Raw genomic sequence first — 18,126 nt, 5'->3', positions numbered from 1 at the left:
CGCCCCGCACGACCCCGCACCCGCCCCGCACGACCCCGCACCCGCCCCGCACGACCCCGCACCCGCCCCGCACGACCCCGTGCCGCCCCCGCACGACCCCCGAGCGCGCCCGCACCCGGCGGCGCGCCCACCGCACCACCGCGCGGGCCACCGGAACCTCCGGCGGTCCGCGCCGGACCGAGGAGCCACCCGTATGACCAGCACCGTCCCCGCGTACGCGGCACCCGCCGCCAAGGCCCCCCTGGAACGCGTCACCGTCCCCCTGCGCGCCCTCGGTGACCACGACGTCCTCATCGACATCCACTACGCGGGCATCTGCCACTCCGACATCCACCAGGCCACCGACGGCTGGGGCAAGGGCATCTACCCCATGGTCCCCGGCCACGAGATAGCCGGGACCGTCGCCGCCACCGGCCCCGGCGTCACCCGCTTCGCCGTCGGCGACCGGGTCGGCGTGGGATGCATGGTCGACTCCTGCCGCACCTGCGACAACTGCCGCGACGGCCTCGAACAGCACTGCTCCGAGGGCCCCGTCGGCACCTACAACGCCCTCGACCGCAACGGCGACCCCACCTACGGCGGCTACGCCCGGCGGATCGTCGTCGACGAGAACTACACCGTCCGCATCCCCGACGCGCTGCCCCTCGACACCGCCGCGCCCCTGCTCTGCGCGGGCATCACCACCTACTCCCCGCTGCGCCGCTGGAACGCCGGACCCGGCAGCCGGGTCGCCGTCATCGGCCTGGGCGGCCTCGGCCACATGGCCGTCCGCATCGCCCACGCCCTCGGCGCCGAGGTCACCGTCCTCAGCCAGAGCCTCGCCAAGGAGGAGGACGGACGGCGGCTCGGCGCCACCGACTACCACGCCACCTCCGACCCGGAGACCTTCGAGAAGCTGCGCGACCGCTTCGACCTGATCGTCTCCACGGTCTCCGCCCCGCTCGACTTCGGGAAGTACCTGGCGCTGCTGCGCACCGGCGGCACCCTGGTGAACGTGGGCGCCCCCGAGGAGCCCGTCACCCTGGACCTCGGCTCCCTCATCGTCGGCAACCGGTCCCTCGCCGGATCCAACATCGGCGGCATCCGGGAGACCCAGGAGATGCTGGACTTCTGCGCGGAGCACGGCATCGGCTCCGAGATCGAGGTCATCGCGGCCGACCGGATCAACGAGGCGTACGAGCGGGTGCTGCGCAGCGACGTGCGCTACCGGTTCGTGATCGACACCTCGACGATCTGACCCACCGGGACGCGGTGGACGAGGCGGACGGGACGCGGCCCGATACGGTCGTTTACCTCCCGGGTAATCGACCGGGCCGCGCCCCCGTACCAGGATCGGTACCGAAGCAGCCGCTCCTCCCGGCCGCCGCACCGCGCGGCCGGGACGGGCGGCCCGACCGAGGGACGGGCCCATGACCGCGTACGCCATCTGCCACCTCCAGCCCCGCGCCGACCGGGCGCCGGACATGCACGAGGTGGCCGACTACATCGAGCTGATCCAGGCCACCATGGACCCCTTCGAGGGACGGTTCCTGGTGCACGGCGTCGACCCCGAGGTCCTCGAAGGCCCCTGGCCCGGCGGGGTCGTGATGATCGGCTTCCCCGACCGGGACACCGCCCGCGAGTGGTACGCCTCGCCCGCCTACCAGGAGATCCTCCCGATCCGCGAGCGCAACTTCGTCTCCCGCACGGTCCTGGTGGACGGCGTCCCGCCCGGGTACGACGCCGCGACCACGGCCCGCAGGCTCCGCCCGGCCACCGCCTGACCCGCCGCCCTCCCCGCACAGGACGACGCACCCCGGCCAAGACGCACCCGATAGGGGCGCGGGGAACCGCGCGACCAGCCCCCACCGACCCGCTGCCCGACTCAGGCCCCCGCCCCCGGCCCTGACCGGAGAGCCGCCCGCCCCCGCCCCCGACCGGAGAGCCGCCCGGGCCCGCCCCCGCCCAGGTCGGCTGACCCGGAGCGGCCCCCGTCCGGTTCAGCCGACCGGTGTCTGCACCAGCACCCCGTGCCCGCCACCGCCGTCCCCCGCCGGGACGACCATCGCGAACTCCAGCTCCACCGGGGCCCGTCCGCCCCCGGGCGTCAGCCGTACCGTCCGGGGCGTGAAGCTCCCCACCGAACGGCAGCTCCACCAGTGCCCCAGATCGGGCCGCAGCGCCTCCAGCCGCCGCGCCGCCTCCGCCACCCGCCCGTCCGACGGGGCGCCGTCGGCGTACGCCCGGAAGTGGCGGTGCAGATCCCGGGCCAGGTCCTCCCACCCGGGCACCAGCCGCTGGTGGGCCGGGTCGCCGAGGAGCAGCGCCAGCAGGTTCCGCTCCTCCCCGGCCAGTCCGCCCGGGTCCGGCCACAGCCGGGTGTACGCGACGTTCCACGCCTGGACGCCCAGCACCGGATCGAGGACCAGCGCGGGGGAGTCGGGCCAGGCGTCGATCATCCGCCGTAGCGCGGCGGGCGCCCCGGCCGGTGCCGTCCGGTCCGCGACGGGGGCGTAACCGCCGAGCCGCAGGACGTGGTCGCGCTGCTCGACGTCGAACAACAGCGCCCGGGAGACGGCCTCCAGCACCTCCCGGGAGGTCTCCACCCGCCCCTGTTCCAGCCAGGTGTACCAGGCCACGCCGACCCCGGAGAGCGCCGCGACCTCCTCCCGCCGCAGCCCCGGCGTCCGTCGGCGCGACCCGCTCGGCAGCCCGACCGCGCGGGGCGCGAGCCGTTCGCGGTGGGCCCGCAGGAACGCGCCCAGTTGACGGCGGCGCAGGGCGGCGGGACCGCTGGCCCCCGGACCGTGGGACGTCATCCTCCGAGCCTAGGCCGTAAAAGAGCGGGCCCGAGCCGCCGTGCGCCCAGCCTATGACCAGCGGTCACCGTATGGACCGGCCACTGGTCGGTCCCCGACGGCCCGGCCAGGCTGGGGACATGACCCAGCGACCGACGGCGGAGCCCGTCCTGTGGCGCCGTTCCCACGACTCGTCCCGGCTCACCGAACCCCGCGCGTTCCTGAGGGTGTTCACCGGGCCCGGCACCCTGGAGGCGCTCACCGCCTCCTACGAACGTCTGCTCGGCACCGAGCGCGACATGTGGTTCACCTACCCCGAGAAGGGCCTGGCGCTGGCGGCGGTCGGCGGCTTCCTGCTCGTCGAGGGACCGGAGGAGGTGGTGGCGCCCTTTCGCGCGACCCATGGAACCCTCCTGGTCGACGCGGTGTCCCCGTACCTCGACCGGCTGGCCGGGGAGGGCGCGGAGATCCTCGTCGCCCCGCACCGGGTGCCCACCGGCACCGGCTTCACGGCACGCCACGCGGACGGGCTGACCGTCGAGTACGTGGAACACCGCCCGGACGAACGGGGCCGCTGAACGCCCGACCGCCCCGCCGGATCGTCCGGCGGGGCGGTCGGAGGGACGTCGGGGACACCGTCCGGCGGGAACGGACCGGACGGCCGACGGCGTCGGCTACTCGCCCGTGGACGACGGCGCCTTCGCGACGCCGACCGGGCAGCTCACGCCCGTCCCGCCGATGCCGCAGTAGCCGTTCGGGTTCTTCTCCAAGTACTGCTGGTGGTACCCCTCGGCGGGATAGAAGACGCGGCCCTCGGCCGGGAGGACCTCGGTGGTGACCGGGCCGTGACCGGCGGCCGTCAGGACCCGCTGGTAGGCGTCCCGGGAGCGCTCGGCCACGGCGGCCTGCGCCTCGTCGTGGGTGTAGACCGCCGACCGGTACTGCGTCCCCACGTCGTTGCCCTGGCGGAAGCCCTGCGTGGGGTCGTGCGCCTCCCAGAACACCCGCAGCAGCTCCTCGTACGACACCTTCGCCGGGTCGTACACCACCCGGACCGCCTCGGTGTGACCCGTCAGACCCGAGCACACCTCCTCGTAGGTGGGGTGCTCGGTGTGGCCGCCCTGGTAACCGACGAGGGTCGTCCAGACACCCTCCGTCCACCAGAAGACGCGCTCCGCGCCCCAGAAGCACCCGAGGCCGAAGTCCGCGACCGCCAGCCCCTCGGGGTAGGGGCCGAGCAGCGCGGTGCCGAGGACCGCGTGCCGCTCGGGCACGCCGTAGGCCGGTTCCGGGCGACCCCTCAGGGCCTGCTCCGGCGTGGGCAGCTGCGGGGTCGTGCGGTGCAGGAACATCGTTCTCCCTCGGTTCTCCCTCGGCGGCGCGTTCCGGTGCGCGAGCGGGTGGAAGCGGGCGGAAGCCACCTCCCCAGGTCCAACGAGCGGGCCCGCCGGAGCATTCCCGGGCGGGGCGGTAGCGCCCCCGGCGCCCGCCCGGCCGGTCAGCCGCTCAGCGTCGCCGGGGTGCCGCCGTTCGCCTCGAAGCCCGCGACCGCCATCGCCCGGTACACCGTGTAGTCCTCCGCCGGGTCCGCCGACAGCGTCCAGGGCACGGCACCCACATGACCGTCCACGTGGACCAGCTGGAGCATGGCCTCGCGCCACCGGTCCGAGCGGACCAGGAAGAACACCAGCAGATGCCGTACGTGGGCCAGCGTCGGATCGTCCGGACGGGCCGAGTGGGCCGCGAACAGGGCGCCCTCGACGGCCTTGCGGACGACCTCCGTGCCGTAGAAGTCGCGCACCAGGGTGACCTCGCCGAGGTGCTCGTACACCGCGAACAGCGGCAGCGCCGACAGCGGCGAGCCCTGCGGGGCGCGGGCGGCGGCGGCCTCCGCGAAGGCGTACGCCAGCTCGCGCGAGCCGTGCCACTTCTCGCACCAGTAGTGCAGCGCGGCCAGGTGCGCCCCCATGTGCGCCGGAGCACGGTCGAGGATCTTCAGCCACAGCTGCTCGAACTCCGACCGCTGGTAGCCGAGGCCCCGCGCGATCGACAGCTCGACGACGTACGGCACCGGATCGCCGGGGGCCAGCAGCGCGGCCTGCCCGCACGCCGCCCGGGCCTCCTCCAGGATGATCCGGAACTCGTCGGTCCCCGGCGCGGCGGTGCGGTACGCCTGCTGCACCAGGAACTCGGCCTGCACCGCCGCGCCGCCCGCGTCCTTGGGCGCCTCGGTGCGCCACGACCGCAGCCAGCGGGCGCCCGCGCCCTCGCCGCCGGTGCCCCCGGGCAGCGCCCGCAGCTCCAGCGAGGCCGCCCCGGCGAACGCCTGCACCCGCTGCCAGCGCCGCTCGTCCGTGGCGTCGGTGCCCGCGAGCAGCTGGGACGCGGCCCGCCAGTTCTGGGTGGCGCGGACCACGTCCAGCACGTCCACCAGATCGGGGTCGGGGCCGGGCAGCCGGACGTCGAGCTGCTCCTGACGCAGGAACCCGTACGCCGCGGGGTCCGCGGCGTCGGGCGCGTCGGGGCTCACCAGCCGCACCCCCTCCCCCCTGCGGCGCAGGAACGGCAGGGCCACCGCCGTCAACATGACCAGCGCCACCAGGAACCAGAGAATCTCCATACCCCCAAGCGAACCAGACCGGTCGGACAATTGGCGAACCTGTCACACGGGGAGGGCCTTCCCGGCACTGAGCCCGGCCCGGTCCGCACTACGCTCGGGGCCCATGAACGACTCGCACCCCACGCACTCCTTCGAAACCGTCGCGATCCACGCGGGCAACACCGCCGACCCGCTGACCGGGGCCGTGGTCCCGCCGATCCACCAGGTGTCCACGTTCAAACAGGACGGGGTGGGCGGGCTGCGGGGCGGCTACGAGTACAGCCGCAGCGCCAACCCGACCCGGACCGCGCTGGAGGAGAACCTCGCCGCGCTGGAGGGCGGGACGCGCGGCCTCGCGTTCGCCTCGGGGCTCGCCGCCGAGGACTGCCTGCTGCGCACCCTGCTCGTCCCCGGTGACCACGTGGTGATCCCGGACGACGCCTACGGCGGCACGTTCCGGCTGTTCGCCAAGGTCGCCGCCCGCTGGGGCGTGGAGTTCTCGGTGGCGAACACCTCCGACCCGGAGGCGGTGCGGGCCGCGCTCACCGACCGGACCCGCGCGATCTGGGTGGAGACCCCGTCCAACCCGCTCCTCGGCATCTCCGACATCCCGGCCCTGGCTCAGCTCGCCCGGGACGCCGGGACGCGGCTCGTGGTGGACAACACCTTCGCGACCCCGTACCTCCAGCAGCCGCTGGGGCTCGGCGCGGACGTGGTCGTGCACTCGCTGACCAAGTACATGGGCGGGCACTCGGACGTCGTCGGCGGCGCCCTGGTCACCGGGGACGCCGCCCTCGCCGAGGAGCTGGCCTACCACCAGAACGCGATGGGCGCGGTCGCCGGGCCCTTCGACTCCTGGCTGGTGCTGCGGGGCATCAAGACGCTTCCCGTGCGGATGGACCGGCACAGCGAGAACGCGGCCCGCGTGGTGGACGCGCTGACCCGGCACCCCCGGGTGACCAAGGTCCTCTACCCGGGGCTGCCCGAGCACCCGGGCCACGAGGTCGCCGCCAAGCAGATGCGGCGGTTCGGCGGGATGGTCTCCTTCCAGGTGGCGGGGGGCGAGGAGGCGGCCGTCGCGGTCTGCGACCGGGCGCGGCTGTTCACCCTCGGCGAGTCGCTGGGCGGGGTGGAGTCCCTGATCGAGCACCCGGGCCGGATGACGCACGCCTCGGCCGCCGGGTCGGAGCTGGAGGTCCCGGCCGACCTGGTGCGGCTGTCGGTCGGCATCGAGAACGCCGACGACCTGGTCGCCGACCTCCAGCAGGCGCTGGGCTGATCCCGCCCCCGGGCCGTTCGCGCCGCTCGGGCCTTTCGCACCGCTCGTGCCGGGCGAACCGGGCGAGCGGGTCGGGCCGGGTGAACCGGTCGGGCCGGGCGGATCGAGCGGGCCGGACGAACGAGCGGGTGCGCCGCCGGGTCCCGGACCTGGCGGCGCACCCGTTTCCGGTCCGGCCCGCGGGCGTCACCGGCCGGTGTGCGGCGGGGTGGCGTCCGGGGTCCGGGACCGTGGTCGAGCGGGGTCAAGAGGGCGGACGGACGGGGGCCCGGGTTCCTTCGTCGGACCTCCGGGTCCAGTCGGCGTCGGCTCCGGAGGGGGTGGCGGGGAACCCGGGTCGGGTGAGATCGGATCAGCCGGATCGGAGTGGATCGGTCAGATCTGATCGATTAGATCGGACGCGGTCCGGTCTGGTCCGGTCCGGTCATGGCGGTCAGGACGGGTCGGGGACGTCGGCCGCCGTGGAGGGGGCGCCCATCCGGTCGGACAGGGCGGTGTTGAACCGGGTCAGGAGCGCGCAGAAGTTCTCGCGCTCGGCGGGGTCCCAGTCCTCGGTGAGCTGGGCCATGAGTTCCCGGCGGGAGGACCGCACCTCGCAGAGCCGGGACTGGCCGCGCGGGGAGAGCTGGAGGACCACCGCCCGTCCGTCCTCCGGGTGGGACGTGCGTTTGACCAGTCCGGTGTCCACGAGCGGGGCGACCTGACGGGTGACCGTGGAGGAGTCGATGCCCATGCTCGCCGCGAGGGCCTTGACGCCCATCGGGCCCTCCTTGTCGAGGCGGTTGAGGAGCAGGTACGCGGCGCGGTCCATGGAGTTGCGCACTTGCCCGACGCCGCCTAGGCGGGTCTGTTCCGCACGGCGGGCGAAGAGTGCCACTTCGTGCTGGAGGGCGTCGAGAAGACCGGTGTCGCCGGAGGTCATCATGTCCATCGACATTTCTGGTGTTGTGGGCATGGCCGAAGGCTCACTTCATGCGTGCGGAAAGAATTGGGGGACAGAGTACGCGGCGCGGGGGTCCCCCGTACGGGTGCTGGAGAAACCCGACGCGCCCACCGCCACGTACGGTGTGAGCTGCGAGACTTGCGTCATGAACCACCCCACCGCTGACTCCTTCTTCCCCGTGGACCCGCCCGTCACCCTGGACGATGTGCGCGGCGCCCGGAAGATGCTCCAGGGGATCGCGCGGATGACCCCCATAGAGGGCAGCCGTCATCTGTCGTCGCTGGTCGGCGCTCCGGTCCACCTCAAGTGCGAGAACCTTCAGCGCACGGGGTCGTTCAAACTGCGCGGCGCGTACGTGCGGATCGCGGGACTGCTGCCGGAGGAGCGCGCGGCGGGCGTCGTCGCGGCGAGCGCCGGGAACCACGCGCAGGGCGTCGCGCACGCCTCCGCGCTGCTGGGGGTCCGTTCCACGGTGTTCATGCCGGTGGGCGCACCGCTGCCTAAGATCGCGGCGACACGCGAGTACGGCGCTGAGGTGAGGCTGCACGGTCAGGTCGTCGACGAGACGCTGGCCGCCGCCGAGGAGTACGCCCGGCGGACGGGTGCGGTGTTCATCCATCCCTTCGACCACCGGGACGTCATCGCCGGTCAGGGCACGGTGGGCCTGGAGATCCTCGAACAGTGCCCCGAGGTGGGGACGATCGTGGTCGGGATGGGCGGCGGGGGGCTCGCGGCGGGCGTCGCGGTCGCGGTGAAGGCGCTCCGTCCGGACGTGCGGATCGTCGGGGTGCAGGCGGCGGGCGCGGCGGCGTACCCGCCCTCGCTGGCGGCGGGCCGCCCGGTGACCACCGCCCCGCTGGCGACCATGGCGGACGGGATCAAGGTGGGGCGTCCGGGCGAGGTGCCGTTCCGGATCGTGGCGTCCCTGGTGGACGAGGTGCGGACGGTCTCCGAGGACGAGCTGTCCGGCGCGCTGCTGCTGTGCCTGGAGCGGGCCAAGCAGGTGGTGGAACCGGCGGGGGCCTCGCCGGTGGCCGCGCTGCTCGGCGACCCGGGGTCCTTCGAGGGGCCGGTGGTGGCGCTGCTGTCGGGCGGCAACGTCGACCCGGTGCTGTTGCAGCGCATCCTGCGGCACGGGATGGCGGCGGCCGGACGGTACCTGGCGGTGCGGCTGCGGCTCACGGACCGGCCGGGGGCGCTGGCCACGCTGCTGGGGGTGCTCTCCGGGGCGGACGCGAACGTGCTGGACGTCAGCCATGTGCGGACGGACCCCCGGCTGGGCCTGACGGAGGCGGAGGTCGAGCTGCATCTGGAGACCAAGGGCGGCGACCACTGCGACGAGGTGCGCGGGGCGCTGCGCGCGGCGGGGTACACGGTCATCGAGTGAGGCGGGCGGGCGACGACGGGGCGGGACCTGGTGGAACGGGTCCCGCCCCGTCGTCGTTCCCGGCTCCGGAGTCCGGAGCCGGGAGCCCGGAGGCCCCCGCTCCCGCTGCCGGAAAACCCCTTGAGCAAACGCGATACATCGCGTTATAGTGTGTGTCCTGGGTCACGCGCGACGAGTCCGCAGATTAGGGGAGCGGACCGCTGTGTCGCAGCCGGTTTTTCCGTGCCGGGAAGCCCTTTCGGTAAAAACGGGCGACCTGGATCAAGAACGACAAATTATGCTTTTCGTTTGAACGTGTCGTCCGGACGCGCCGTCCCCCGGTGCCGTGCGCGACGGCGACCGACAGAACCAGGGAGTCATCACATGCCAGGCGCCATCTACGCCGAAGGTCTGGTCAAGACCTTCGGCGACGTCAGGGCGCTGGACGGTGTCGATCTCGACGTCCCCGAAGGCACCGTCCTCGGCCTGCTCGGCCCGAACGGCGCGGGGAAGACCACCACCGTCCGCTGTCTGACCACACTGCTCCGCCCCGACAGCGGCCGCGCGGTCGTCGCGGGCATCGACGTCCTCCAGCGGCCCAACGACGTCCGGCGGTCGATCGGCCTCTCCGGCCAGTTCGCCGCCGTGGACGAGTACCTGACCGGCCGCGAGAACCTCCAGATGGTCGGACAGCTCTACCAGCTCAAGTCGCGGCAGGCCAAGGCCCGCGCCGCCGAACTGCTCGACCGGTTCGGACTCGCGGACGCCGCCGACCGCCCCGCGAAGACCTACTCCGGGGGCATGCGCCGCCGCCTCGACCTCGCCGCCGCGCTGGTGGTCTCCCCGCCGGTGATGTTCATGGACGAGCCGACGACGGGCCTCGACCCCCGCAACCGCCAGGCCCTGTGGGAGGTCATCCAGGAACTCGTCGCGGGCGGCACCACCCTGCTGCTCACCACCCAGTACCTGGAGGAGGCCGACCACCTCGCGCACGACATCGCGGTGGTCGACCACGGCCGGGTCATCGCGCGCGGCACCTCCGACCAGCTCAAGGCCCGCACCGGCGGCGAGCGCGTCGAGGTCGTGGTGCACGACCGCGAGCGGATAGCCGACGCCGTCGGGGTCCTCACCGCCCTCGGCAAGGGCGAGGTGACCACCGACCAGCACACCCGCAAGCTCACCGTGCCGGTGACCGGCGGCGCCAAGCTGCTCGCGGAGGTCATCCGCGAGCTGGACGCGCGCGGTGTCGAGATCGACGACATCGGACTGCGCCGCCCCACCCTCGACGACGTGTTCCTCTCGCTGACCGGCCATCTCGCCGAGGCCCCGCAGGGCGAGGGCGAGGACGCGGAGAAGACCCCGCACGACCGGGCCGGCCGGGGGAAGACCAAGGCGAGAGCCGCCAGCGCGACCGGCGAGGAGGCCGACCAGTGAGCGCCGTGACCGAAGCGGTGAAGATCACCGCCCCCAAGGGCACCGGGGGGATCGGCCAGTCCGTCCGCGACTCCCTGGTGATCGCCCGCCGCAATCTGATCCGGATGACCCGCATCCCCGAGATGATCATCTTCGGGCTGCTCCAGCCGGTCATGTTCGTGGTGCTGTTCTCGTACGTGTTCGGCGGCTCGATGAACATCGGCGGCTCGACCAGTCCAGGGGTCTACCGCGAGTTCCTGATGGCGGGCATCTTCGCCCAGACCGTCACCTTCGCCACGGCGGGGGCGGGTGCGGGCATCGCCGACGACATGCACCGGGGCCTCGTCGACCGCTTCCGCTCGCTGCCCATGGCGCACGGCGCGGTCCTCACCGGCCGGACCCTGGCCGACCTCGTCCAGACCGCGCTGACGCTGCTCGTCCTCGCGATCGTGGGACTGCTCGTCGGCTGGCGCACCCACACCAGCTTCCTGGAGGTGGCCGCCGGCTTCGGTCTGCTGCTCCTGCTCGGGTACGCGTTCACCTGGGTCGGCGCGCTGATCGGCCTCTCCGTGCGCACCCCCGAGGCGGCGACCTCCGGCGGACTGATCTGGCTCTTCCCGGTCACGTTCATCTCGGTCGCCTTCGTGGACAGCAGCCGGATGACCCCGTGGCTCCAGCACATCGCGGACTGGAACCCGTTCAGCGCGACGGTCCAGGCCGTCCGCGAACTGTTCGGCAACCCGGGCGTGGTCGACTCCTCGGCCTGGCCCATGCAGCACGCCCCCCTGGCCTCGCTGCTCTGGTCCGTACTGATCATCGTGGTCTTCCGCACCCTGGCGGTCCGCAAGTACCGCAACGCGGCGGGCTGACCACGCCCACGGCCCCGTCAGGGGTGACCCGTCCCCGCGCCCGCCCCTCCGGCTCACCCCCGGGAGGGCGGGCGCGAACGCGTGGGACGCGCGAGGATGGTGCACCGTTCCAGGCCCCGGCGGAGTCCCGGTCGAACGGCGTCTCGTCGAGGTAGCCGATACCCGCGTCCGAACGCGTCACGACAGGTGCCCTCGTGACGCGTTTCTGAACTCCAGACGGTGATGTACGGGATGAAGTGGTCGGGACGAACCTGGATGTTCTCAGTCATTATGGGCGCGCTCCGTTCATCGCTTACTAGCTCGCTTAGAGGTGTGAGCTAGTTGACACTCGTAAAGTGATGGTCCGGGTACGCTCGGTCATGAGCTAGTACGCGTATTCGGGAGGCAGGGATGGCACCACGAGTGCGGCGGGAGCTGCCGCCGTTCATGCAGATCGCGAACCACTTCCGGCAGCGGATCGTCGACGGGGAGCTGGCCGAGGGCGCCAGGCTGCCGTCGATCGCGGAGATCTCCGAGCAGTGGGGCGTCGCCACGGCGACGGCCGCGAAGGCGGTCGGGCAGTTGCGGACGGAGGGATACGTCCGGTCCTCCACCCAGGGCACCGTCGTGGACCTCGGTCGGCGGCAGACCACCGGGCCCGACCGGCTGCTGATGCTCCGCGCCGGAGCGGGCGGACTGCGTCCCGGGGAACGGGTCGAGATCCTGGGCGCCGGACTCGAACCCGCCTCCGAGGAGGTCGCGGCGGCGCTCGGGACGGAACCGGGCGGGCCGGTCGTCCGGCGCTGGCGCAGATACGTGGACGACGCCGGAGTGGTCGCGGTGTCGGTCTCGTGGCTGCCCGGGACGTTCGCCGAGAGCGCCCCCGAACTCCTCTCCCCGGGACCGCTGCCGACGATGACCTTCGGTCTGGTGGAGGAACGCACCGGGCGGCGCGCGGTCCGGCGGCGGGACGCCCTCGCCGTGCGGCCGTTGCCGTCCGGGATGGCCGAGGCGCTGGACACCCCGGCCGGTACCCCGGTCCTCACCTGGACCAACCACTACTGGGACCAGCACGGCGACGTGACCGAGTACGCCACGGACTTCCTCGGCGGTGACCGCGTGCTCACGGTCGAAGCGGACATGCCGTGACGTCCGGCCCGGGCGGCCCGGGCGGTCCCGGGGGCGGGGAGGTCCGCCGACGGGGCATCGCCCGGCTCGCCCATGACGGCTGGGCGTCCGGGCGTTCCGTGTGGGAGACGGACACCGAAGGCCGGGACCTGACCGTCGACGGCGTCACCGTCACCGAGGAGCCCGCGCCGGACGACGTGGCCCGGGTGCTGGACCTTCCCGAGGGCGCGGCCGTGTGCGTACGGTCCCGCCGTTACGTCCTCGACGGGAAGCCCGTGCTGCTCGCCGTCTCCCGCCTTCCGGCGGACCTGGTGCGCGGCAGCGCGATCACCCGCGCCGACACCGGCCCCGGCGGGATCTACGCCCGCCTCGCGGACCTCGGTGCCGAACCGGTGCGGTTCCGGGAGGAGGTGCGGTCGCGGATGCCCACCCGGGACGAGGCCGGACGGCTGGGCCTCGGCGCCGGAACCCCGGTGGTCCTCGTCCGGCGCACCGCGTTCACCGCCGCCGGGCAGGCCGTCGAGGTGAACGACATGGTCCTGGACTCCGCCGCGTACGTCCTGGAGTACGACTTCGGGGCGTGACAGCGCGCGGGCCCGCCCCGCGCTCCCCGGGGTGCGCGTACGCGCCGCGCCGCCCTCGGGGCGGTGCGGCCCCCGCGTCCGTACGCTGACGCGGTGGAGGGCCCGTACCCCGGAAGGGAACGGGTCCGGACGACGCCTCGCACGCCAGTCGGTTCGGAGGGGTGATGACGCGGACACTGACCCTGTACATGATCGGCGGGCCCGTAGAGGTGCCCGCGACGATCCGGGACCTGCGCGCGGCGCTGCCCGAGGCGCTCCGCGCGGGGTTCACGGCGGAGGCCGAGGCCGCCGACGTCGGGGACCTGCCGATGCTGCTGGCCCGCTGGGTGATGCGGGTGCCCACCGGTCACGAGACCGAGGAGGAGGCGCTGGTGGCCCGGCTGAGGAGGGGCGACTTCACCGGGGTGACCTTCCCGGACGACCTCACCGACGAGTACCGGAGCGTCCGGTGAGCCCGCTGCGGGTGGCCTTCACCGACGCGGCGGCCGCCGGGCGGGGCGCCCTGGCGCCGGGGGTCCGCAAGGAGTTCGACGCGGGGATCATCGCCATCGCGCGGGACCCGTACGGCTGCGGCTCCACCACCATCCGGGGCGCCCGGGACCGGCGGGAGGCGACCGTCAACGCCGTCGCCTTCGTCCGCTACGAGGTCAGTGCCCGGGTCGTCACCGTCACCGTGCTCCGGGTCGTCCCCTCACCCTGAGGCCCGAAGCCCCGGCTCCGGTACCGGGGGCCGCCCGCCGGAACGACGAGGGCCCCGGGAGCGAGTCCCGGGGCCCTCGTGCGAAAGGTGGGGTCAGCTGGAGTACGGCTTCGCGGCGAGGATCTTGACCGACGCCAGCTTGCCGTTGGGCAGCTCGTAGGTGGCCTCGTCACCGACCTTCTTGCCGTTCACACCGACACCCAGCGGGGACTGGGGGGAGTACGTCTCGACGTCGGAGGACGCGTACTCGCGGGAGGCCATCAGGAAGGTGAGCGTGTCGTCCTCGTCGCCGTCGAAGGCGATCGTCACGACCATGCCCGGCTCCACGACGCCGTCGTCCGGCGGGATCTCGCCGATCTTCGCGTTCTCCAGCAGCTGGGTGAGCTGGCGGACCCGGAGCTCCTGCTTGCCCTGCTCCTCCTTGGCCGCGTGGTACCCGCCGTTCTCGCGCAGGTCGCCCTCCTCGCGCGCCGCCTCGATCTTCTTGGCGATCTCGGTGCGGGCGGGACCAGACAGGTACTCCAGCTCGGCCTTGAGCTGGTTGTACGCCTCCTGCGTAAGCCAGGTGACGCTCTCACTGGTCTGGGTCACTGGTGCTCCTCGTCGGTACTGGAATACAAAGCATCGCCCTCCCGGAACAGGACGCGTCCACGGGCGGGCGAAATCACGAGCCTAACAATTCAGGCGGCGCAGGGGGAGGACATATCGCATCAGAGTTACGTCAGTGCAGGCCAGGGCCTTGTGATTCTTGTGCGGCCCTGAATAAAGCATGCGCGGCCGTCCGCGTCGGCAAACGTCGTCGGACGGGGAGTCCGGGTCCGGTCACCGCCGGTGCGGGCCGCAACCGGAACGGAGGTCAGCCGTCGGTCTCGCAGCCGACGAGCTCGGCGGCGGTCGCCCGGGCCGTGGTCCGCAGGGTGACGACCTCGTCCACGCGGCCGGCGTCCTGGTCGAAGCGGAAGTCCGCCCGGCCGACCTCGGCGCCGTCCTCGGACTGGGCGCGCAGGGTGCAGTAGCCCCGGACCGAGGTGTCCTTGCGGACCTCCAGATGCGCCTGGACCTCACGGTCCGAGACCACCTTGAACTTGATCATCTCGCCGCTGACGGCCTTGCCGGTGATGTAACCGTGGCCGATCCAGGCGATCAGGAGCAGCCCGCAGACGCCGAGCACCGAGCCGAGGACCTTGAGGCGGCGGTCGGTGCGTTCCTCGGCGGAACGGCCGTACCGGGCCCGTACCGGCTCTTCGCGGACCGCACTCATGATCGCCCTCCTCCGGGGGGTGACGGGACGGGGTCCCGGAATTATTCGCTCCCCGATTCGGTCACTATAGAAGCCGCCCATCGCGCCCCCTCATCCGGGCGCCGTATTCGACGAGGATCGAGTCTTGACTGAGCAGCTGCGACTCATGGCCGTGCACGCCCATCCGGACGACGAGTCGTCCAAGGGCGCGGCCACCATGGCGAAGTACGTGTCGGAGGGGGTGGACGTGCTGGTGGTGACCTGCACGGGCGGCGAGCGCGGCTCAGTCCTCAACCCGAAGCTCCAGGGCGACGCGTACATCGAGGCGAACATCCACGAGGTGCGCCGCAAGGAGATGGACGAGGCCCGGGAGATCCTCGGCGTGCGGCAGGAGTGGCTCGGCTTCGTCGACTCCGGGCTGCCCGAGGGCGATCCGCTGCCCCCGCTGCCGGAGGGCTGCTTCGCGCTGGAGGACGAGACGGTGGCGGCGGGGCGGCTGGTGCGCAAGATCCGCGAGTTCCGTCCCCAGGTGATCACCACCTATGACGAGAACGGCGGCTATCCGCACCCCGACCACATCATGACCCACCGGATCTCGATGATCGCGTTCGACGGCGCGGCCGACCCGGAGGGCTTCCCCGAGGACGAGTTCGGCCCCGTCCACCAGCCGCGCAAGCTCTACTACAACCAGGGCTTCAACCGGCCCCGCACCGAGGCGCTGCACCGGGCGATGCTGGACCGCGGCCTGGAGTCGCCCTACGGGGACTGGCTGAAGCGGTGGGACGAGTTCGAGCGGGTCGAGCGCACCCTGACGACCCATGTGCCCTGCGCGGACTTCTACGAGATCCGGGACAAGGCGCTGATCGCGCACGCCACCCAGATCGACCCCGACGGGGGCTGGTTCCGGGTGCCGATGGAGCTCCAGAAGGAGGTCTGGCCGACCGAGGAGTACGAGCTGGCGAAGTCGCTCGTCGATACCTCCCTCCCCGAGGACGACCTCTTCGCGGGCATCCGCGAGAATGCCTGACATGAGTGTGAGCGCAAGCGGCGTCCAGCTGGTGTCGAACCTCGTGCCCCTGGCGGCCGAGGTCGACAAGAACAAGGTCACGCCCGGGGTGCTGGGGTTCATCGTCTTCGCGGTGATGGCACTCGCCGTGTGGGGCCTGATGAAGTCCATGAACAAGCACATGGGCCGGGTCGACTTCAAGGAGGCCCCGCTGCCGGGCGCCCCCGAGGAGTCCGGCCGGTCCGCGGGCGTCAGCAAGTCCTGACCCCCGGCGACCCCCGCCCCCGGCCGAGCCATGACGGCGCCCGGGGGCACTTCGCCGTACCCGGTGACAGGTGACCGGTGACGGGCCGGGCCGGTCACCGGTTCCGGTTCCGTTCCAGGGGGGGCGGAGTGCGGAAGGTCAGGGGCGGACCGTCGCGCCCGCCCGCCCGGCCGACCGGCCGGGACCAGGACCGGGACTAGGACCGGGACCGGGACCGGGACCGTCAGTCTTCGCCGGGGGAGCCGGACGGTGACCGGTGCCGGAAGCCGCCGGGGCCCGCGAGCGCGACGAGCGCGGCGACCCCCAGGGCGACCGCCGACACGGTGAACGCGGTGGTGTAGCCGGACTCGGCGGGCAACCCGGTGCCGGGGACCGTCCGGGCGGCCACCACCGACGCCGCGACCTGGGTGCCGAGCGAGCCGCCGACGGTGCGCATCACGGTGTTGACGCCGGTCGCCTCGCCGGTCCGGCTCCGGTCGACGGCGCTGACCACCAGATTGGCCAGGGCGGCGAAGGCGAGCCCGACGCCGACGCCGAGCACCGCCGACCCGGTGTAGAGCGCCGCCGGGCTCCGGTGCCCCCACGCGTAGACGGCGAACCCGGTCACCCCGACCAGGCAGGCCAGCACCAGCGGCGGCTTCCAGCCCAGGGCGGCCCCGATCCGTCCGGCGAGCGGGCTGGCGATCAGCATGGTCACCGCCATCGGCGCCAGGAACAGCCCGGCCCCGGTGACGGAGGCCCCGAAACCGTAGCCCGCCTCCTCCGGCGGGGTCCGGGCGAGCATCGGCACCAGGGTGAAGGCGCCGTACATCCCGAAGCCGATGACGAACGCGGCGACATGGCTGGTCAGCACGGCCCGGCGGCGGAGCAGCGCGAGGTCGATCAGCGGTTCGCGCACCCGTCCCTCGACCCGGTGGAACACCACCAGCAGCGCGGCGGCGGTCAGGAACAGCCCGATGACCCAGCCCGACGCCCAGCCCCGCGCGGCGCCCTCGCCGATGGCGAGCAGCAGCGCGACCAGGCCGGCGCTCAGCAGGGCGGCCCCGGCCCAGTCGACGCGGCCGGGGGCGGTGGCCGGGGACTCCCGGACGAACGCGGTGACGGCGGCGAGGCCCAGCAGGATCACGACCAGGCCGAGCCAGAAGATCCAGCGCCAGCCGAGGATGTCGACGACCGGACCCGGGACGACGAGCCCGACCCCGAAGCCGACCCCGAACGTCGAGGAGACCAGCCCGATCGCCACCGGCACCCGTTCCCGGGGGAACCGGTCGCGGACGATGCCGAACGCCAGGGGGAACGCGGCCGATCCCACGCCCTGCACCGCGCGGGCGGCGATCAGCACCGGGAGCGCGTGGGCCAGGGCGGCCAGCAGGGTGCCCACGGCGAAGACGCCGAGGCTGGCGATCAGCACCCGGCGCTTGCCGAACATGTCCCCGACCCGTCCCAGCAGCGCGGTGGCCACCGAGGCGGTGATCAGGAAGGAACCGAGCACCCAGGAGACCCCGGTCGGGGAGGCGCCGAACTCCCGCTGGAGGTCGGGCAACGCGGGGACGACCATCGTCTGCATCAGGGAGAACGACAGAACGGCGAGGAGCAGCGCGGCGAAGGGAGCGGCGGTGCCGGTCGGCCCGCCGGGGGACGGCCCGGTGCCGGTGCCGGTGCCGTTCCTGGTCCGGGGGCCGTCGGTGGCGTCGGTGGCGTCGGTGGCGTCGGTGGCGTCGGTTCGCGGGGCGGGCGGGGTGGGCGGACCAGGCGGAGTAGGCAGGTCAGACGGGCCGGGCGGGACAGGTAGGCCAGGTGAGCTGTGCGGGACATGCGGGACGGACGGATCGGTCAGGGGGCGGTCGCTCATGGGCGGTCCTCCGGACGGGGGCGCCACGGTCCGCGGCGCTGGAGCGCGGGGTCGGCGCCCGTTCGGTGTCGTCGGCACCGTTCAGTGTCACCATGGAATGATTCCGTGACGTCACCATTACGTCCA

General features: G+C 73.2%; 19 protein-coding genes and 1 pseudogene. 13 read left to right on the top strand and 7 right to left on the bottom strand.

The genetic code is table 11. The annotated features are described in order from the left end of the window. Window positions 1-193: 193 nt before the first annotated feature. Both ACVWNX_RS11790 and ACVWNX_RS11785 read left to right on the top strand, forming a co-directional pair. Window positions 194-1,237, top strand: a complete 1,044-nt coding sequence (locus ACVWNX_RS11790) for an NAD(P)-dependent alcohol dehydrogenase (protein WP_454413864.1) — start codon at window positions 194-196, stop codon at window positions 1,235-1,237. A 172-nt stretch (window positions 1,238-1,409) separates the two neighbouring features. Then, window positions 1,410-1,763, top strand: coding sequence for a DUF1330 domain-containing protein (locus tag ACVWNX_RS11785; RefSeq protein ID WP_454413863.1), 354 nt, complete (start codon window positions 1,410-1,412; stop codon window positions 1,761-1,763). 216 nt (window positions 1,764-1,979) lie between these two features. On the opposite strand, the gene ACVWNX_RS11780 is transcribed toward ACVWNX_RS11785, so the two are convergent. Then, window positions 1,980-2,798 carry a helix-turn-helix domain-containing protein gene (locus ACVWNX_RS11780; RefSeq protein WP_454413862.1) on the bottom strand — a complete coding sequence of 273 codons (819 nt, stop codon included), beginning with the start codon at window positions 2,796-2,798 and terminating at the stop codon, window positions 1,980-1,982. Window positions 2,799-2,917: 119 nt separating this feature from the next. Here ACVWNX_RS11780 and ACVWNX_RS11775 point away from each other — a divergent pair, with 119 nt between their 5' ends. Continuing rightward, complete coding sequence (locus tag ACVWNX_RS11775) at window positions 2,918-3,355, top strand: hypothetical protein (protein ID WP_454413861.1); 438 nt, start codon at window positions 2,918-2,920, stop codon at window positions 3,353-3,355. Between the two features lie 96 nt (window positions 3,356-3,451). Here ACVWNX_RS11775 and msrA read toward each other — a convergent pair whose 3' ends face one another. Continuing rightward, on the bottom strand, window positions 3,452-4,129 hold the full coding sequence (msrA, locus tag ACVWNX_RS11770) for a peptide-methionine (S)-S-oxide reductase MsrA (RefSeq protein WP_454413860.1): 678 nt from the start codon (window positions 4,127-4,129) through the stop codon (window positions 3,452-3,454). Between the two features lie 146 nt (window positions 4,130-4,275). Continuing rightward, on the bottom strand, window positions 4,276-5,397 hold the full coding sequence (locus tag ACVWNX_RS11765; protein ID WP_454413859.1) for a hypothetical protein: 1,122 nt from the start codon (window positions 5,395-5,397) through the stop codon (window positions 4,276-4,278). A 103-nt stretch (window positions 5,398-5,500) separates the two neighbouring features. Here ACVWNX_RS11765 and ACVWNX_RS11760 point away from each other — a divergent pair, with 103 nt between their 5' ends. Next, the gene (locus ACVWNX_RS11760) at window positions 5,501-6,655 is read left to right on the top strand and encodes a cystathionine gamma-synthase (RefSeq protein ID WP_454413858.1); all 1,155 of its coding nucleotides are present in this window, start codon (window positions 5,501-5,503) and stop codon (window positions 6,653-6,655) included. A 433-nt stretch (window positions 6,656-7,088) separates the two neighbouring features. Here the strand turns inward: ACVWNX_RS11760 and ACVWNX_RS11755 are convergent, their stop codons facing one another. Then, a complete protein-coding gene (locus tag ACVWNX_RS11755; RefSeq protein WP_454414721.1) occupies window positions 7,089-7,592 on the bottom strand; it encodes a MarR family winged helix-turn-helix transcriptional regulator in 504 nt (167 codons plus the stop codon). A gap of 151 nt (window positions 7,593-7,743) precedes the next feature. Between ACVWNX_RS11755 and ilvA the strand changes: the two genes are divergently transcribed. The 7 genes and pseudogenes from ilvA (at window position 7,744) to ACVWNX_RS11720 (ending at window position 13,637) form a co-directional block, all read left to right on the top strand. Then, window positions 7,744-8,985: a threonine ammonia-lyase gene (gene ilvA, locus ACVWNX_RS11750; RefSeq protein WP_454413857.1), complete on the top strand. Its 1,242-nt coding sequence runs from the start codon at window positions 7,744-7,746 to the stop codon at window positions 8,983-8,985. Between the two features lie 363 nt (window positions 8,986-9,348). Further along, complete coding sequence (locus ACVWNX_RS11745) at window positions 9,349-10,398, top strand: ATP-binding cassette domain-containing protein (RefSeq protein WP_454413856.1); 1,050 nt, start codon at window positions 9,349-9,351, stop codon at window positions 10,396-10,398. After that, window positions 10,395-11,246: an ABC transporter permease gene (locus ACVWNX_RS11740; RefSeq protein ID WP_454413855.1), complete on the top strand. Its 852-nt coding sequence runs from the start codon at window positions 10,395-10,397 to the stop codon at window positions 11,244-11,246. The genes ACVWNX_RS11745 and ACVWNX_RS11740 overlap by 4 nt, the downstream gene beginning before the upstream one ends. A 390-nt stretch (window positions 11,247-11,636) precedes the next feature. Then, a complete protein-coding gene (locus ACVWNX_RS11735; RefSeq protein WP_454413854.1) occupies window positions 11,637-12,374 on the top strand; it encodes a GntR family transcriptional regulator in 738 nt (245 codons plus the stop codon). 41 nt (window positions 12,375-12,415) lie between these two features. Then, window positions 12,416-12,937 (top strand): annotated as a pseudogene (locus tag ACVWNX_RS11730) (GntR family transcriptional regulator); the annotation flags it as partial. A gap of 164 nt (window positions 12,938-13,101) precedes the next feature. Further along, on the top strand, window positions 13,102-13,389 hold the full coding sequence (locus ACVWNX_RS11725) for a hypothetical protein (RefSeq protein ID WP_454413853.1): 288 nt from the start codon (window positions 13,102-13,104) through the stop codon (window positions 13,387-13,389). Continuing rightward, window positions 13,386-13,637 carry a hypothetical protein gene (locus tag ACVWNX_RS11720; RefSeq protein ID WP_454413852.1) on the top strand — a complete coding sequence of 84 codons (252 nt, stop codon included), beginning with the start codon at window positions 13,386-13,388 and terminating at the stop codon, window positions 13,635-13,637. Before ACVWNX_RS11725 ends, ACVWNX_RS11720 begins: the two co-directional genes overlap by 4 nt. 93 nt (window positions 13,638-13,730) lie before the next feature. Here ACVWNX_RS11720 and greA read toward each other — a convergent pair whose 3' ends face one another. Together greA and ACVWNX_RS11710 are read right to left on the bottom strand one after the other, a co-directional pair. After that, window positions 13,731-14,228 (bottom strand): transcription elongation factor GreA, encoded by a 498-nt coding sequence (greA, locus tag ACVWNX_RS11715; protein WP_454413851.1) that lies wholly within the window; start codon window positions 14,226-14,228, stop codon window positions 13,731-13,733. 265 nt (window positions 14,229-14,493) lie between these two features. Next, complete coding sequence (locus ACVWNX_RS11710; RefSeq protein WP_454413850.1) at window positions 14,494-14,898, bottom strand: DUF4307 domain-containing protein; 405 nt, start codon at window positions 14,896-14,898, stop codon at window positions 14,494-14,496. A 124-nt stretch (window positions 14,899-15,022) separates the two neighbouring features. Here ACVWNX_RS11710 and mca point away from each other — a divergent pair, with 124 nt between their 5' ends. Further along, window positions 15,023-15,904 (top strand): mycothiol conjugate amidase Mca, encoded by an 882-nt coding sequence (mca, locus tag ACVWNX_RS11705; protein WP_454413849.1) that lies wholly within the window; start codon window positions 15,023-15,025, stop codon window positions 15,902-15,904. Window position 15,905: 1 nt separating this feature from the next. Beyond that, window positions 15,906-16,148 carry a hypothetical protein gene (locus ACVWNX_RS11700; protein ID WP_454413848.1) on the top strand — a complete coding sequence of 81 codons (243 nt, stop codon included), beginning with the start codon at window positions 15,906-15,908 and terminating at the stop codon, window positions 16,146-16,148. Between the two features lie 223 nt (window positions 16,149-16,371). On the opposite strand, the gene ACVWNX_RS11695 is transcribed toward ACVWNX_RS11700, so the two are convergent. Beyond that, a complete protein-coding gene (locus tag ACVWNX_RS11695; RefSeq protein WP_454413847.1) occupies window positions 16,372-18,000 on the bottom strand; it encodes an MFS transporter in 1,629 nt (542 codons plus the stop codon). Window positions 18,001-18,126: the final 126 nt, after the last annotated feature.

This window comes from Streptomyces sp. JNUCC 64 (assembly GCF_054484115.1).
Note: the sequence above shows the minus strand (reverse complement) of the source record. Positions and strands in the feature narration are given on the sequence as shown.